General features: G+C 71.7%; 15 protein-coding genes. 8 read left to right on the plus strand and 7 right to left on the minus strand.

The annotated features are described in order from the left end of the window. Positions 1 to 110: 110 nt before the first annotated feature. The 4 genes from ACWEJX_RS35725 to ACWEJX_RS35740 are packed head-to-tail and all read left to right on the plus strand — an operon-like array spanning position 111 to position 4,615. Positions 111 to 1,232, plus strand: coding sequence for a hypothetical protein (locus ACWEJX_RS35725; protein WP_451611576.1), 1,122 nt, complete (start codon positions 111 to 113; stop codon positions 1,230 to 1,232). Beyond that, the gene (locus tag ACWEJX_RS35730) at positions 1,229 to 2,443 is read left to right on the plus strand and encodes a toxic anion resistance protein (protein ID WP_451611577.1); all 1,215 of its coding nucleotides are present in this window, start codon (positions 1,229 to 1,231) and stop codon (positions 2,441 to 2,443) included. The genes ACWEJX_RS35725 and ACWEJX_RS35730 overlap by 4 nt, the downstream gene beginning before the upstream one ends. Next, positions 2,440 to 4,035 (plus strand): substrate-binding and vWA domain-containing protein, encoded by a 1,596-nt coding sequence (locus ACWEJX_RS35735; RefSeq protein ID WP_451611578.1) that lies wholly within the window; start codon positions 2,440 to 2,442, stop codon positions 4,033 to 4,035. Before ACWEJX_RS35730 ends, ACWEJX_RS35735 begins: the two co-directional genes overlap by 4 nt. Positions 4,036 to 4,039: 4 nt before the next feature. Continuing rightward, a complete protein-coding gene (locus ACWEJX_RS35740) occupies positions 4,040 to 4,615 on the plus strand; it encodes a hypothetical protein (protein ID WP_451611579.1) in 576 nt (191 codons plus the stop codon). A 141-nt stretch (positions 4,616 to 4,756) separates the two neighbouring features. Here ACWEJX_RS35740 and ACWEJX_RS35745 read toward each other — a convergent pair whose 3' ends face one another. After that, positions 4,757 to 6,580: a phosphoenolpyruvate carboxykinase (GTP) gene (locus tag ACWEJX_RS35745; protein ID WP_451611580.1), complete on the minus strand. Its 1,824-nt coding sequence runs from the start codon at positions 6,578 to 6,580 to the stop codon at positions 4,757 to 4,759. A 197-nt stretch (positions 6,581 to 6,777) separates the two neighbouring features. Here ACWEJX_RS35745 and trhA point away from each other — a divergent pair, with 197 nt between their 5' ends. Continuing rightward, positions 6,778 to 7,470, plus strand: a complete 693-nt coding sequence (trhA, locus tag ACWEJX_RS35750) for a PAQR family membrane homeostasis protein TrhA (protein ID WP_451611581.1) — start codon at positions 6,778 to 6,780, stop codon at positions 7,468 to 7,470. Between the two features lie 18 nt (positions 7,471 to 7,488). After that, complete coding sequence (locus tag ACWEJX_RS35755) at positions 7,489 to 8,130, plus strand: TetR/AcrR family transcriptional regulator (protein WP_451611582.1); 642 nt, start codon at positions 7,489 to 7,491, stop codon at positions 8,128 to 8,130. Here the strand turns inward: ACWEJX_RS35755 and ACWEJX_RS35760 are convergent. The 3 genes from ACWEJX_RS35760 to ACWEJX_RS35770 are packed head-to-tail and all read right to left on the minus strand — an operon-like array spanning position 8,072 to position 10,317. Then, positions 8,072 to 9,088 carry a glycoside hydrolase family 26 protein gene (locus ACWEJX_RS35760; protein ID WP_451611583.1) on the minus strand — a complete coding sequence of 339 codons (1,017 nt, stop codon included), beginning with the start codon at positions 9,086 to 9,088 and terminating at the stop codon, positions 8,072 to 8,074. The genes ACWEJX_RS35755 and ACWEJX_RS35760 overlap by 59 nt on opposite strands. 37 nt (positions 9,089 to 9,125) lie before the next feature. Next, entirely contained in the window at positions 9,126 to 9,794 is a 669-nt protein-coding gene (locus ACWEJX_RS35765) for a vitamin K epoxide reductase family protein (protein ID WP_451611584.1), read from the minus strand. Positions 9,795 to 9,813: 19 nt separating this feature from the next. Next, positions 9,814 to 10,317, minus strand: a complete 504-nt coding sequence (locus tag ACWEJX_RS35770) for a DUF5949 family protein (protein WP_451611585.1) — start codon at positions 10,315 to 10,317, stop codon at positions 9,814 to 9,816. 151 nt (positions 10,318 to 10,468) lie between these two features. Here ACWEJX_RS35770 and ACWEJX_RS35775 point away from each other — a divergent pair, with 151 nt between their 5' ends. Next, on the plus strand, positions 10,469 to 10,906 hold the full coding sequence (locus ACWEJX_RS35775; RefSeq protein WP_451611586.1) for a tyrosinase family oxidase copper chaperone: 438 nt from the start codon (positions 10,469 to 10,471) through the stop codon (positions 10,904 to 10,906). After that, entirely contained in the window at positions 10,890 to 11,756 is an 867-nt protein-coding gene (locus ACWEJX_RS35780; protein ID WP_451611587.1) for a tyrosinase family protein, read from the plus strand. The genes ACWEJX_RS35775 and ACWEJX_RS35780 overlap by 17 nt, the downstream gene beginning before the upstream one ends. A 91-nt stretch (positions 11,757 to 11,847) precedes the next feature. Here ACWEJX_RS35780 and ACWEJX_RS35785 read toward each other — a convergent pair whose 3' ends face one another. The 3 genes from ACWEJX_RS35785 to ACWEJX_RS35795 all read right to left on the minus strand — a co-directional run bounded on the left by ACWEJX_RS35785 (position 11,848) and on the right by ACWEJX_RS35795 (position 13,430). Then, positions 11,848 to 12,126 carry a chaplin gene (locus ACWEJX_RS35785; protein WP_451611588.1) on the minus strand — a complete coding sequence of 93 codons (279 nt, stop codon included), beginning with the start codon at positions 12,124 to 12,126 and terminating at the stop codon, positions 11,848 to 11,850. Between the two features lie 386 nt (positions 12,127 to 12,512). Continuing rightward, positions 12,513 to 13,022, minus strand: coding sequence for a hypothetical protein (locus ACWEJX_RS35790; RefSeq protein ID WP_451611589.1), 510 nt, complete (start codon positions 13,020 to 13,022; stop codon positions 12,513 to 12,515). A 120-nt stretch (positions 13,023 to 13,142) separates the two neighbouring features. Next, positions 13,143 to 13,430: a hypothetical protein gene (locus tag ACWEJX_RS35795; RefSeq protein ID WP_451611590.1), complete on the minus strand. Its 288-nt coding sequence runs from the start codon at positions 13,428 to 13,430 to the stop codon at positions 13,143 to 13,145. Positions 13,431 to 13,638: the final 208 nt, after the last annotated feature.

Genomic DNA, 13,638 nt, shown 5'->3' on the forward strand with positions numbered 1-13,638 from the left:
GCGCGGACCGGGCGCCACCCACGTGGTTCCGAGGGCGTCCGGACGCGCCCCGTCCGGTTCGTTTCCGGGATCGCGGCTTCACTCCCCGTACACCCAACTCCCCCTGGAATGTGGGTTTCCGCGAGCACGCTGCCCGCGTGAGACGCATTCTGGGAATCGTCCTCGCCGTCCTGCTCCTCGGCGGCGTGGCCGCCGCCCTCGTGGTGGGCGGCGACAAGGACGACAGCGGCACGGCAACGAAGACTGTGCGAGGAGTCATCGGGTCGGAGAAGGCCGAGTTCTTCGCCGATCCCGAGGTCGTGAAGGCCCTGGCAGCCAGGGGCCTCACCGTGCGGACGGAGACCTCCGGGTCCTGGGACATGGAGCAACTGCCCCTCAAGGGCTACGACTTCGCGTTCCCGTCCGCCAAGGCGCCCGCCGACGAGATCAAGGCGAAGGAGAAGGTGACGACCGCCCCGCTGCGGCCGTTCTACTCGCCGCTCGTGGTCGTCGCGCACAGCGCCGCCGCCAAGGTCCTCGCGGACAACGGGCTCGCCACGCTCGGCCCCGGCGGCCACACCGGCACCCTGCGGATGGACGCCTATCTGGCCGCCGCCCGCGCCGACCGCACCTGGCAGCAGCTCAGGGGCTCCGCCGGGCACGCCGAGCTGACGGGCACGCTCTTCATCACCTCCACCGACCCCGTCGCCTCCAACTCCGGCGCGCTCTACCTCGCCGCCGCGAGCTATGTCGCCGACGGCGGCCGGGTCGCCGGGGACAAGGCCGCCGTCGACCGCACGGCGCCGCTGCTGCGCAAGCTGATCCAGGTGCAGGGCGCCCAGCAGTCCAGCTCGGACGCGCCCTTCCGGGACTTCGTCAGCGGCGTCGGTAACCCGCTGGTCCTGGTGTACGAGTCGCAGGTCGCGTCGCAGCTCCTGGCGAAGCAGCCGATGGGCGACCTGGTGGTCCTCTACCCGGACACCACCGTCAACAGCGACCACACCCTCGTCCCGCTCACCGAGGCGGGCCGCACCCTCGGCGAACTCCTCTCCACCGACCCGGAGTTGCGCAAGCTCGCGGTCCGGCACGGCTTCCGGCCGCAGGGCGCGGCGGCCGAGTTCACCGCCGCCACCGCCGGCCACACCGGCTACCTCAACCAGACGCTCACCGGAGTCCGCCAGGCGCCCGTGCCCACCTCCCAGGTGCTGCACCGGATGGCGCTGCGGGCCCGCGACCAGGGGGACACCGCATGACGACGCCTTCGCTCCAGCCGCCCACCGAGACACCTCTCGTCCTCACCCCGCCGGAACCGGTCGCGCCGGTCCGCGCCGAGCAGGCCGCCACGCTCGTGCCGATCGACGACGCGGCACGTACGGAGATGGAGCGGCGGGCCGCCGAGTACGTGGGCTCGCTCGCCGGACTCGACGCCCGCTCGCCGGAGTTCACCGGCCGCATCGGCGAGATCGCGGCGCTCGGCTCCGGCGAGATGCGCACCGCCGCCCAGCAGTCCAACCGGATGCTGGACCGCACCGTCCGCTCCCTCGGCTCGGCCGGCGGCGACGCGACGACCCGGGTCGGCGGCTCGCTGGTCGAACTGCGGCGCACCATCGAGGACCTCGACCCGCGCGACACGCCCGCCAAGGGCGTGCGGAGCCTGCTGTCGAAGCTGCCGGGCGGGAACCGGCTGCGCGATCACATCGCCAGGTACGCCTCCTCGCAGGACACGATCAACCGCATCCTCGACGCCCTGAAGGGCGGCCAGGACGAACTGCGGCGCGACAACGCGGCGTTGCAGACCGAGCGGGCCCGGCTGTGGGAGACCATGGGCCGGCTCCAGGAGTACGCGGTGCTCACCGAGGCCCTCGACGCGGCGGTCGAGCAGCGGCTCGCCGGCACCGCGGACCCGGTCCAGGCGGACGCGCTGCGCGCGGACGTGCTCTTCCCGGTGCGCCAGAAGCACCAGGACCTGCTGACCCAGCTCGCGGTGTGCGCGCAGGGCTATCTGGCGATGGACGTGGTCCGGCGCAACAACGACGAGCTGATCAAGGGCGTCGACCGGGCCGCCACGACGACGGTGACCGCACTGCGGATCGCCGTGATGCTGGCCTCCGCGCTCGACCACCAGAAGAAGGTCGTCGAGCAGGTCAAGGCGCTGCAGGGGGCGACCGAGCAGCTCATCCAGGGCAACGCGGCCGCGCTCGCCGGCCAGACCGGCGACATCCAGCGGCTCGCGGCGGAGCCCGCGGTGGGCCTGGAGACCGTGCGCACCGCCTTCCAGCAGATCTACTCGACGCTCGACGCGATCGACACGTACAAGGTCCGCGCGACCGAGTCGATGGCGCAGACCGTGGACGCGCTCTCCGCCGAACTGCGCACCGCGAGCTCCCACTTGGAGCGCACGCAGGCGAGGGAGAGCGGTTCCGGCTCCGGCGCGCCCGGCATCCTCGAAGGGGGCCGCGGATGAGAACCCGTACGAGATCCCGTACGAGCACCCTGGCCGCCCTCGCGCTGGCTCTCACCCTCGCGGTGACCGCCTGCTCCGGCGAAGGCGACAGCGACAGCAACGGCAAGGGCGCCGCCGACTCCGGCGAGTACCGCCCCGGCACCCTCCGCGTCCTCGCCTCCTCCGAGCTCGCCGACATGGCGCCCGTCCTGGAGGAGGCCCGCAAGGCCACCGGCGTCACCGTCCGCCCCACCTACGCCGGCACCCTCGACGCCGCCAGGCGGATCGCGTCCGGTGAGGCCGACAAGCAGTTCGACGCCGTGTGGCTGTCGTCCAACGACTATCTGCGGCTGAACCCGGAGTCCGCCCGTCGGATCACCGCAGAGACGCCGGTCATGACCTCGCCGGTGGCCCTCGGCATCCGGCCCGCGGCCGTGACCCGGCTCGGCTGGGACCCGGAGAAGGTCACCTGGGCGCAGATCCACCAGGCCGTCGCGGCGAAGAAGCTCAGCTACGGCATGACGGACCCGCTGCGCTCCAACTCCGGCTTCTCCGCGCTCGTCTCGGTCGCCTCGGGCCTGTCGGGCGCGCAGTCCGCGCTCACCGACAAGGACGTGAAGGCGGCCACGCCGAAGCTGAAGGAGTTCTTCGCCGGGCAGAAGCTGACCTCCGGCTCCTCCGGCTGGCTCGCCACCGCCTACGCCCGGCGCACCGACGTCGACGCGGTCGTCAACTACGAGTCGGTGCTGAAGTCGATCCCCGGCGGCCTGACCGTGATCCGCCCGGCCGACGGCGTGGTCACGGCGGACTATCCGCTGACCTCGCTGACCGCCGCCCGCCCGGAGGCGAAGGACGCGGTCCGCCGGCTCGCGGCCCACCTGCGCACGCCCGCGGCCCAACGCCTCATCACCGAGCGCACGTTCCGCCGCCCGGTCGTGCCGGGCGTGGCCCCGGCGGCCGGGCTCGCCACCGACCCGCGGCGCGAACTGCCCTTCCCGGGCAGCCGGTCCGTCGCGGACGGGTTGCTCGACTCGTACGACAACACGCTGCGCCGCCCCTCCCGCACGGTCTACGTCCTCGACACCTCCGGCTCGATGGAGGGCGAGCGGCTCGACCGGCTGAAGACGGCCCTGGCCGAGCTCACGGGCGACTTCCGGGACCGCGAGGAGGTGACGCTGATGCCGTTCGGCAGTGCGGTGAAGACCGGCGAGGTCACCACCCACACCGTCGACCCGGGCGCGCCGAAGGCCGCGCTCGACGCGATCCGCGGCGACGCGTCGCGGCTCAGCGCCTCCGGCGGCACGGCGATCTACTCCAGCCTGGAGCAGGCGTACGCGCGGCTCGACGACGCGCGCGCGGACGACACGTTCACGTCGATCGTGCTGATGACGGACGGTGCGAACACCGACGGCGACCCGGCGTCCGCCTTCGACGCCTTCCACGCGAAGGCGCTCACCCCGGCCCAGCGGCGCATCCCGGTCTTCCCGATCCTGTTCGGCGACTCCGACAGGGCGGCGCTCGACCACATCGCGCAGCTCACCGGCGGGAAGCTGTTCGACGCGACGACGGGCTCGCTCGACGGGGCCTTCGAGGAGATCCGTGGGTACCAGTAATCCAGTGCTCCGATACGTCGAGTCCCGCAAGAACCTCACGGGCTGCGCCTGCGGTCTCGCCGGGGTGGCGCTCACCCTGACCACCGGCGCCGCCGGCTCGCTGTGGCCGGTGGTGGTCGCGGGCCTCTACGGGGCGGGGGCGCTGATCGCCCCTCCCGAGCGCCCGCCGGCGCCGGCCTTCCCCGAGCCGGCCGAGCAGGTCGAGGCGCTGCGCGCGGACCTGGAGACGCTGCGCGGCTATCTCGCCGAGGTGGAACTGCCGCCCGCCGCGCACGGCCGGCTGACCGAACTGGACACCCTCATCGGGGCGCTGCTCGAACCGGGCTGGGTGAGCGACCCGGAGCAGGTCCGGGTCCTCGCCCGGGCGGTGCGCCAGGACGTCCCGGAGGCGGTCGACGCGTTCGTACGGAGCCGGTGGTGGACCCGGGTGGTACCGGGGGCCGAGCCTCCGGAGCGGCACCTGGAGCGCCAGTTGACCGCGCTGCACACGGAGGCGGCCGAGATCGCCTCGGCGCTCCAGGACGCGGAGGCCCGCCGGCAGCAGATCCACACCCGCTATCTGGAGGACAGGGGCCGGTAGGAGCGGAGGACCGGTGGAGGACATGCGCCGGCCCCCGGAGCCGTGAGGGGGCTCCGGGGGCCGGATGCGTCGTGACGGGCCGTCGTGACCCCAGCTGGTCAGGGCGGAAATCGGGGCAACCCGCCACGAGTCTCTACGGGATCAGCCCAGGCGCTCGACCAGCGCGTTGTACTCGTCCCACAGTTCCTTCGGCGTGTGGGTGCCGAAGGTCTCCAGGTGCGCGGGGACCAGGGCGGCCTCCTCGCGCCAGACGTCCTTGTCGACGGTGAGCAGGAAGTCCAGGTCCTCGTCGGCCAGCTCCAGGCCGTCGGTGTCCAGGGCGTCCTTCGTCGGCAGGATGCCGATGGGGGTCTCGACACCCTCGGCCTTGCCGTCGAGGCGCTCGACGATCCACTTCAGGACGCGGCTGTTCTCGCCGAAGCCGGGCCAGACGAACTTGCCGGCGTCGTTCTTGCGGAACCAGTTGACGTAGTAGATCTTCGGCAGCTTCGCGGCGTCCGCGCTCTGACCGATCTTGATCCAGTGCGCCATGTAGTCGCCCATGTTGTAGCCGCAGAACGGCAGCATGGCGAAGGGGTCGCGGCGCAGCTCGCCGACCTTGCCCTCGGCGGCGGCGGTCTTCTCGGAGGCCACGTTGGCGCCGAGGAAGACGCCGTGGTTCCAGTCGAAGGACTCGGTGACCAGCGGGACGGCGGAGGCGCGGCGGCCGCCGAAGAGGATCGCCGAGATCGGCACGCCCTTCGGGTCCTCCCACTCGGGCGCGATGATCGGGCACTGGCCGGCGGGCACGGTGAAGCGGGCGTTGGGGTGGGCGGCCGGGGTCTCGGACTCCGGCGTCCAGTCGTTGCCCTTCCAGTCGGTGAGGTGCTTGGGCAGCTCCTCGGTCATGCCCTCCCACCACACGTCGCCGTCGTCGGTGAGCGCGACGTTCGTGAAGACGGAGTTGCCCCACATCGTCTTCATGGCGTTGGCGTTGGTGTGCTCGCCGGTGCCGGGCGCGACGCCGAAGAAGCCGGCCTCGGGGTTGATCGCGTAGAGGCGGCCGTCCTCGCCGAAGCGCATCCAGGCGATGTCGTCGCCGATGGTCTCGACCGTCCAGCCGGAGATCGTGGGCTCCAGCATGGCGAGGTTGGTCTTGCCACAGGCCGACGGGAAGGCGGCGGCCACGTACTTGGCCTCGCCCTGCGGCGGCGTCAGCTTGAGGATGAGCATGTGCTCGGCGAGCCAGCCCTCGTCACGCGCCATGACGGACGCGATGCGCAGCGCGTAGCACTTCTTGCCGAGCAGGGCGTTGCCGCCGTAGCCGGAGCCGTAGGACCAGATCTCGCGGGTCTCGGGGAAGTGCGAGATGTACTTGGTGCTGTTGCACGGCCACGGCACGTCCTCCTCGCCCTCCGCGAGCGGGGCGCCGAGGGTGTGGACGGCCTTGACGAAGAAGCCGTCGGTGCCGAGCTCGTCGAGGACGGCCTGTCCCATGCGGGTCATGGTGCGCATGGAGACGGCGACGTACGCGGAGTCGGTGATCTCGACGCCGATGGCGGAGAGCTCGGAGCCGACCGGGCCCATGCAGAAGGGCACGACGTACATGGTGCGGCCCTTCATGGAGCCGCGGAAGATGCCCTTCTCGCCCGCGAAGATCTCCTTCATCTCCGCCGGGGCCTTCCAGTGGTTGGTCGGGCCCGCGTCCTCCTCCTTCTCGGAGCAGATGAAGGTCCGGTCCTCGACGCGTGCGACGTCGGTCGGGTCGGAGGCGGCGTAGTACGAGTTCGGGCGCTTGACCGGGTCGAGCTTCTTGAAGGTCCCCTTGGCGACGAGCTCCTCGCAGAGACGCTCGTACTCCGCCTCGGACCCGTCGCACCAGACGACGGCGTCGGGCTGGGTGATCTCGGCGATCTCGTTGACCCAGGAGACGAGCTCCTGGTGCTGGGTGGGGACGGTGGAGGGAGCCGCGTTGTCGCGCGCCACGATTGCTCCTTGAAGAGGGGTTTTTAAGATGTATGCCCCTTGGGGGCTGCGACCCGGATGCGTCGTAGGCGCTCATCCGGTGCCGACCGCACTCATTTGATCATCCGATGCTACCGCCCATATGTCCAGAGGGCCGCACACGTGAGCATCGCCACTCATATCCATGGCTTACGGGGGCGTCGGTACGATGCCGAACCATGACTGCAGCCTCGCCGGACCTCATCACCACGGAGCAGCGCCCGGCGCTGCCGCTCCCGCTCAAGCCGAGACTCCGAGGCTGGCTGCACGCCGGAATGTTCCCCGCGGTGATCGTCGCGGGGCTCGTCCTGGTGGCCCTCTCCGACTCGCCGCGGGCCCGGATCGCCTGCGGCGTCTACGTGCTCACGGCCTGTCTGCTCTTCGGCATCAGCGCCCTGTACCACCGCGGCAACTGGGGGCCGCGCGGCGAGGCGGTGCTGCGGCGGCTCGACCACGCCAACATCTTCCTCATCATCGCGGGCACCTACACCCCGCTGACACTGCTCCTCCTCCCCGATTCCACCGGCCGGCCGCTCATGTGGGCGGTCTGGGTGGCGGCCGCGGCCGGCATCGCCTTCCGGGTCTTCTGGGTCGGCGCCCCTCGCTGGCTGTACACGCCCTGCTACATCGCGATGGGCTGGGCCGCCGTCTTCTTCCTGCCGGACTTCATGCGGGCGGGCGGCATCGCCGTCCTCGTCCTGGTGATCGTCGGCGGCGTCCTCTACAGCGCGGGCGGGGTGATCTACGGCATGAAGCGCCCCAACCCGTCACCGCGCTGGTTCGGCTTCCACGAGGTCTTCCACTCCTTCACCCTCGCCGCCTTCATCGTCCACTACGTCGGCATCTCGCTGGTGGCCTACCAGCACGCGTAGCGCGTCCGACCAGTCACAATGAAAGCCATGGCCACCTCCGACCGCCCTTCCCTGCGCGAGCGCAAGAAGCTGAAGACCCGCGCCGCGATCCGGAAGGCCGCCTACCGGCTGGTGGCCGCGCAGGGGTACGACGCCACGACCATCGAGCAGATCGCCGCAGCGGCCGAGGTCTCCCCGTCCACCGTCGTCCGCTACTTCCCGGTCAAGGAGGACATCCTCCTCAGCGACGACCAGGACGCCCTCCTCGTCGACCGGCTGCGCGCCCGCCCCGCCGACGAGGAACCCCTCGACTCGCTGCGCACGGTGATCCTCGACGCCGTCACCGCCGCCCTCGCCGAGGACCCGGCGGACACCCTGCTGCGCGCCCGCTTCCTGGTGGAGGTCCCGGCCGTCCGCGCCCGCTTCACCGAGACCACCGCCGAGACCGGCCGGCTGCTCTCCAGCGCCGTCGCCGAGCGCACCGGCCGCGACCCCGACGACCTGGAGGTACGGGTCTTCACCGCCGCCGTCCTCGGCGCGCTGCGCGAGGCCACCGTGCACTGGGCCGAACACGGCCGCGGCGACGAGCTCGTGACGCTCCTCGATCGCACCGTCGACACCCTCAAGGGCGGCCTGACCCTGCGCTCCCCGGGCCACCGGCCCGGCCGAGCGCGCCCCTGACCACCTCACCCGACCTCGGGTTGTCCGCGCAGCCCCACACCCCGTGCGGGCAGTAGTCGGTGAAGGTCTGGTAGACGGGCCGCTGCCGCGCGAACCAGTCCAGCATCCCCCGTACGTACGCCGGATCGTCCCCGTTGCGGAACAGCCCCCACTCCGGGAACGACACCGGCTTGCCGTGCGCCGCCGCGAACCGCGCGTGGAAGGCGAGCCCGTACGGCTCCGCCACCTGCTCCTCGAAGGAGAGCCCGGCCGGCTGGTCGTAGGCGTCCATGCCGACGATGTCGACCACGTCGTCGCCGGGCCAGCAGCGCGTCCACGGCAGGGCGTCGAGCCCGCGGCTCGGCGCGAAGTCGAAGCGGAAGCGCTGCCCCGGCACCTGCCGCAGCACCGTCACCACCCGCCGCCAGTAAGCCTTCCACGCCGCCGGGTCCGGGCCGCAGCGGTGCGTGTACGTGGTGCCGTTCATCTCCCAGCCGAGCACCAGGACCGCGTCCGCGAGCCGGTGCGCCACGAGCCGCTCGCCGAGCGTGCGGAAGTGCCCGTCGAACGCCCCGGCCGCCCCGCGCCGCAGCCCGGCCCGCGCCTCCGCGTCGCCGACGCCCTCCTCGTTGCGGTCCATCAGCGGCACGTTGAGCACGAAGAGCCGCCCCGGCCGCCGCTCCTTCCAGCGCGCCCACGGCCCGAACAGCGCCGGATGCCCCTCGATGTTGGACCAGCGGTCGCCCGGCAGATAGGTGTGCCCGACCGTCAGCGCCGCCCCGCCCAGCCACTTCTCCACCTCGGCGATCCGCCGCACCCCCGCCTCGTCCGAGCCGGTGAAGAAGCCGGCCGGCACCGGCGCCCGCTCCCGCTCCGGCTGCGGTACGGGCTCCGCCAGCGGGTCCCGGCCGTCCGGCGCGAGCCGCCCGTACGACACCAGCAGCACGAGAACGGCCGCGAGCAGCACGGTCAGTGCCACTCGCGGCCATGTCGTCCAGGAGCGGAGGGGGCGCACGTCAGCTGGTCCAGAACTCCCACCAGCGGGTCAGGATCAGCATCCCGATGATCCCGATGTGCAGCACCGGCAGCGCGAAGGTGAAGTCCGCGAGGAAGTCCTTCACCGCGGCCGGCGCGGGCAGCAGCCCATGGCGCACGTTGTGCGCGGTGGTGTACCAGAACATGGTGATCGTCGCGCACCAGGCCAGACAGCACCACAGGCACAGCGCGTTGATCTCGTACAGCGACTGCTGCATCAGCCAGGTGCAGAAGCCGACACCGAACAGCATGCCCGCGTTGAGTCCGAGCCAGAACCAGCCCCGGTAGCGGGCGCCGGCCAGGATCCCGGCGCCGACGGCGACGACGACGGCGTACGCGACGAGGCCCAGCATCGGGTTCGGGAAGCCGAACACGCCCGCCTGCTCGCTCTTCATGATGTTGCCGCAGGAGACCACCGGGTTGAGGCTGCACCCCGGCGTGAAGTTCGGGTCCTCCAGGAGCTTGAACTTGTCGATCGTGATCACCCAGCCGGCGAGCACGCCCGCCGCGCCGGTCACGATCAGCATCCAGGCGAAGGCCCGGCTCGCGCCGGTCCCCGCGCCGCCTGCCTGCCCGTCCTGCTCCTGGGCCTCGTCCTGCTGCCGCGGCCCCGGGACCCCGACCCCGCCGCGTACGTTCAGCGTCGTCATCGCGCCGCCCCCTGTCCGCTCAGCCCTGGATCCGGCTCACCGGCACCGTGATGTGGGCCGAGCTCCGCACCACGTTGTCGTCGGTGACGAAGGCCTTGAGGCGCTCCTCCGTGACCGGCGTCCCCGGCGCCGCCTCCGGCCACGGCAGGAGCGGGATCGTCAGGATGGCGTTGCCCCTCTCGTACGCCGCCTCCTGCCACTCCGGCGTCACCGGGCACTGCGCCTGCATGAACGGCAGGTTCAGCACCGCCCGCTCGGCCTCGACCAGCAGGTGCACGCCGAGCTCGCGCTCCTCCCCGGCGAACGCGACCTCGGCGCCGATCGTCGCGCCCATGCCCTCCAGGACCGTCCGCAGCTCCTGCGCGCCGGCCTCCGGACCGTGCAGGCCGTCCCCGAGCGAATACACCATCAGACGGGGGATGGCGGGCAGGTCGTCGGTGGGCCCCATGGTCCACGAGACGGCGGTGAGCGTCCCGATCGAATGGGCGCTGTGCGCCTTGGACTCGACGTTGGATGTGGTCATGAATCCGGATGCTAGGGGACGAACGCCCGGCAACCGGAGCCGAATTCACTCATTCGGCCGAGAATCCGTCGACTGTCATTTCCGCCGCAACGAACCGGGGTTTTCATCGTTGTGCCCATAGGGCACCTTTTTCGACCCCAGGAGATCAATCATGATCGTCCCGCGCCGGGTGGCCGTGCGTTCGCTTTTCGCACTGGCCGTCGCCGCCTTCACCGGCGGCGCGTTGACCCGCATCACCGCCATACCGGACCGGCAGGACCGGACCGACCCGAACGACGCCGAGGACCCGTACGCCTTCGACGAGATGTACGCGGGCCGCCGCATCCAGGGCTTCGCGGGACCGTCCGGAGAGCCGCTGGTCCTCGTCGACGGCCGGCCGCTGCATCTGATGCGCTGCGCCGACGGCGGCTGGGTCACCCCGATCGACCACTACGAGTCCTGTCCGACGCCGCTGGCGGCCACCCGCGCGGCCGTGGCCGATCTCGGCCCGGCCCCGCTGAGCCGGTACGCCGCCTGGCACGGCGGCCACGCCGACAGCGGTGCCGAGGGCGCCCGCCCCGGAGGGAGCCCGCGTGCCGTACACGCGTAAGAACCAGCGCGATCTGACGAGCGCCGAGCGCAAACGCTTCGTCTCCGCCGTCCTGGAGCTCAAGCGGTCCGGGAAGTACGACGACTTCGTGCGCACCCACATCGACTACTACGTCGCCGACGGCGAGGGGAAGCGGCGGGTCGCGCACATGTGCCCGAGCTTCCTGCCCTGGCACCGCAAGTTCCTGCTGGAGTTCGAGCGGGCGCTGCGCCGGATCGACCCGACGGTGACCGTGCCGTACTGGGACTGGACCCGGGACAACACGCCGGCGGCCTCGCTGTGGAGCGAGGACTTCATGGGCGGCAACGGCCGGCGCGGCGACTTCCAGGTGACGACGGGCCCGTTCGCGTACGCGGGCGGGAAGTGGACCGTGCGCTACGGGATGACCGAACAGCGCTTCCTGAGCCGGGACTTCGGCCGTCCGCGCGACCCGATCACGCTGCCGACGGCGGCGGACGTCGACCAGGCGATGCGGGAGCACACGTACGACTCGGCGCCCTGGAACTCCACCAGCGGCTTCGGCTTCCGCAACCGCCTGGAGGGCTGGGCGTCCGGCACCGGCAACGACCGCTTCCGGCTGCACAACCGGGTGCACCGCTGGATCGGCGGGCTGATGCTGGGCGGCGGTTCGGTCAACGACCCGGTGTTCTGGCTGCACCACGCCTACATCGACCTGCTGTGGTCGCGCTGGCAGACCCGCAACCCGGGAGCCGGCTATCTGCCGAAGGACCCGCCGCCGCTGGGCGATCCGCAGTACCGCAAGGTCGCCGCGCTGCACGAGCCGCTCGGCCCGTGGAACGTGACACCGGCGGAGCTGCTCGACCACAGCGCGGTCTACCGGTACGCCTGAGGCGCCGGAGCGCCGAAGACGCCGTGTCCCCCCGGCCCAGACGGGCCGGGGGGACACGGCGTCCTACGAGTGGTGCGGGACGGGGCGGAGGTCAGCCGCCGTAGCCGCCCTCGCCACCGTGGTCGTGGCCGTCGACGTTCGCGCACTGGTTGCCGAAGGCCGGGTTGATCAGGCCGACGAGGTTGACGGTGTTGCCGCAGAGGTTGATCGGCACGTGGACCGGGACCTGCACGACGTTGCCGGAGGCGACGCCGGGAGAGTGGGCGGCGACCGCCTCGGCGCCGGCGTCGGCGGCGGCGAGGCCGGCACCGGCCATGGCAACGGCACCGGTGCCGGCGAGAACAGCGGCAGCCTTCGCGATGCGAGACATCAAGAACTCCTTGAACGTGGAAAGCGACCGCGAGAACCACGGTCACGTGTGTCGTTCAACGGCGGAACGACCGTGGGGTCACGGCCATTGCGCCGAATGGAACGAAGAACCTAAGAACCGGAGAAGAGGACCGGAGAACGGAACCGGAGAGAGGACCCGAGAAACCGGCGGAATCAGCGGAATCGACGGAATCAGCGGTTCCGAAGATGGCCCGCGGAACATCCGTACGCCCGCCGTCGGCTACGACGGAACGCACCGGAAGCCGCGGGCCGCGGCCATGCGACAAGCCTTTCCTTGCAACGAGCGGCGCTCCCTCGGGTGGCGGGAAGAATCGTGTCTTCACCCGCCGGGCCGCAGCTCGCACAAAGGAGCGTCCACCCGGAGCGTCAGCGCGCGTCCGGGTGCACACCCAACTGGGGGTCGAGCGCGCCGCCGAGCGCCGGCGTGAGCACACCGGCCTCGGGCAGACCGAGCTCCGGCAGCCCGCCGAGCCCGTCGCCCGCCGGGGTGCCGAGCGGGTTGCCGACGACGGCGCCGGGGGTGACGGCCTTCATGTCCGAGCGCGGGCTGAGCAGCTCGGCCGTGCCCGGCTCGCTGCCCTTGAGGAGCTCGGGCAGCGGCGCCGCGATGTCGGTCTCCGACAGCGCGCTGTCCAGCGGGATGCGGGGCAGGGTGAGGTCCGGCAGGCCGCCCGAGCCCTGGTGGAAGCCGGTGGGTGCGCCGGGGATGGGAGTGGGGACGCCCGTGGCGATGGTGGGGGCGTCGCCCGGGAGCACCGGGTCGAGACCCTGCAGCGGGACGACCACGGGCGCGTCGGCGACGGCCGGGGAGGCCAGGGCCGCCGAGGCGATGGCGGCGGCGAGGAGTCCCAGACCGGCGTGAGATCGCAGATTCATGTCCTGCAAACGAGTTGCCGGGCCGTTTCGTGACGGCATTCGCCTGAGTGCAGCAATGGACGGCCCCCACCGGTGACCGGTGGGGGCCGTGGTTGACGGTGTTCCCGTGCGGGGCCGGGGTCAGCCGAGCGGGCCGGCGCCCAGCGGGAGACCGCCGAGCAGCGAGGCGGCGCCGCCGCTGCCCTTGCCGGTCTGGTTCAGCTGGGTCGCGGCGTCGGTGACGGTCTTGACCGGGGAGCCGTCCGTGGTGCTGCTGAGCGCGTCCGTCTTCAGGCCGCCGCTGGTCAGCGAGCCGAGGCCACCGTCCAGGCTGGTGGGCAGCGCCGACTCCGCGGCCATCGCGGGCGCGGCGACGCCCATGGCGAGCAGAGAACCGGCGACGGCCGCGGCAACCTTGGTGGGCTTCATGAAGAGAGTCCTTCCTTGTGTGAGCAAGTCGCTTGTCGCACAGGGGAGTTGAGCATCCCCCGTACGTCCGTTCCTGACATCGGTAACGAGGGGCGCGCCCGGCGGAAACCCCGGCGACAACCGTTTTCCCGACACTGCACCCGAATGACGGAATCCGATCCGGCGCGGAAGACGGGCAGTTCGAGCTCGTCGTCCACGCGCAGGAACT

It is taken from the genome of Streptomyces sp. NPDC004788 (assembly GCF_053601115.1).

Bases quoted from the DNA above. Each gene is read 5' to 3' on its own strand.
- ACWEJX_RS35755 (WP_451611582.1), top strand. From the start codon at position 7,489: ATGAAAGCCATGGCCACCTCCGACCGCCCTTCCCTGCGCGAGCGCAAG.
- ACWEJX_RS35785 (WP_451611588.1), bottom strand. From the start codon at position 12,126: ATGTCTCGCATCGCGAAGGCTGCCGCTGTTCTCGCCGGCACCGGTGCC.
- ACWEJX_RS35790 (WP_451611589.1), bottom strand. From the start codon at position 13,022: ATGAATCTGCGATCTCACGCCGGTCTGGGACTCCTCGCCGCCGCCATC.
- trhA (WP_451611581.1), top strand. From the start codon at position 6,778: ATGACTGCAGCCTCGCCGGACCTCATCACCACGGAGCAGCGCCCGGCG.
- ACWEJX_RS35795 (WP_451611590.1), bottom strand. From the start codon at position 13,430: ATGAAGCCCACCAAGGTTGCCGCGGCCGTCGCCGGTTCTCTGCTCGCC.
- ACWEJX_RS35775 (WP_451611586.1), top strand. From the start codon at position 10,469: ATGATCGTCCCGCGCCGGGTGGCCGTGCGTTCGCTTTTCGCACTGGCC.
- ACWEJX_RS35730 (WP_451611577.1), top strand. From the start codon at position 1,229: ATGACGACGCCTTCGCTCCAGCCGCCCACCGAGACACCTCTCGTCCTC.
- ACWEJX_RS35770 (WP_451611585.1), bottom strand. From the start codon at position 10,317: ATGACCACATCCAACGTCGAGTCCAAGGCGCACAGCGCCCATTCGATC.
- ACWEJX_RS35765 (WP_451611584.1), bottom strand. From the start codon at position 9,794: ATGACGACGCTGAACGTACGCGGCGGGGTCGGGGTCCCGGGGCCGCGG.
- ACWEJX_RS35735 (WP_451611578.1), top strand. From the start codon at position 2,440: ATGAGAACCCGTACGAGATCCCGTACGAGCACCCTGGCCGCCCTCGCG.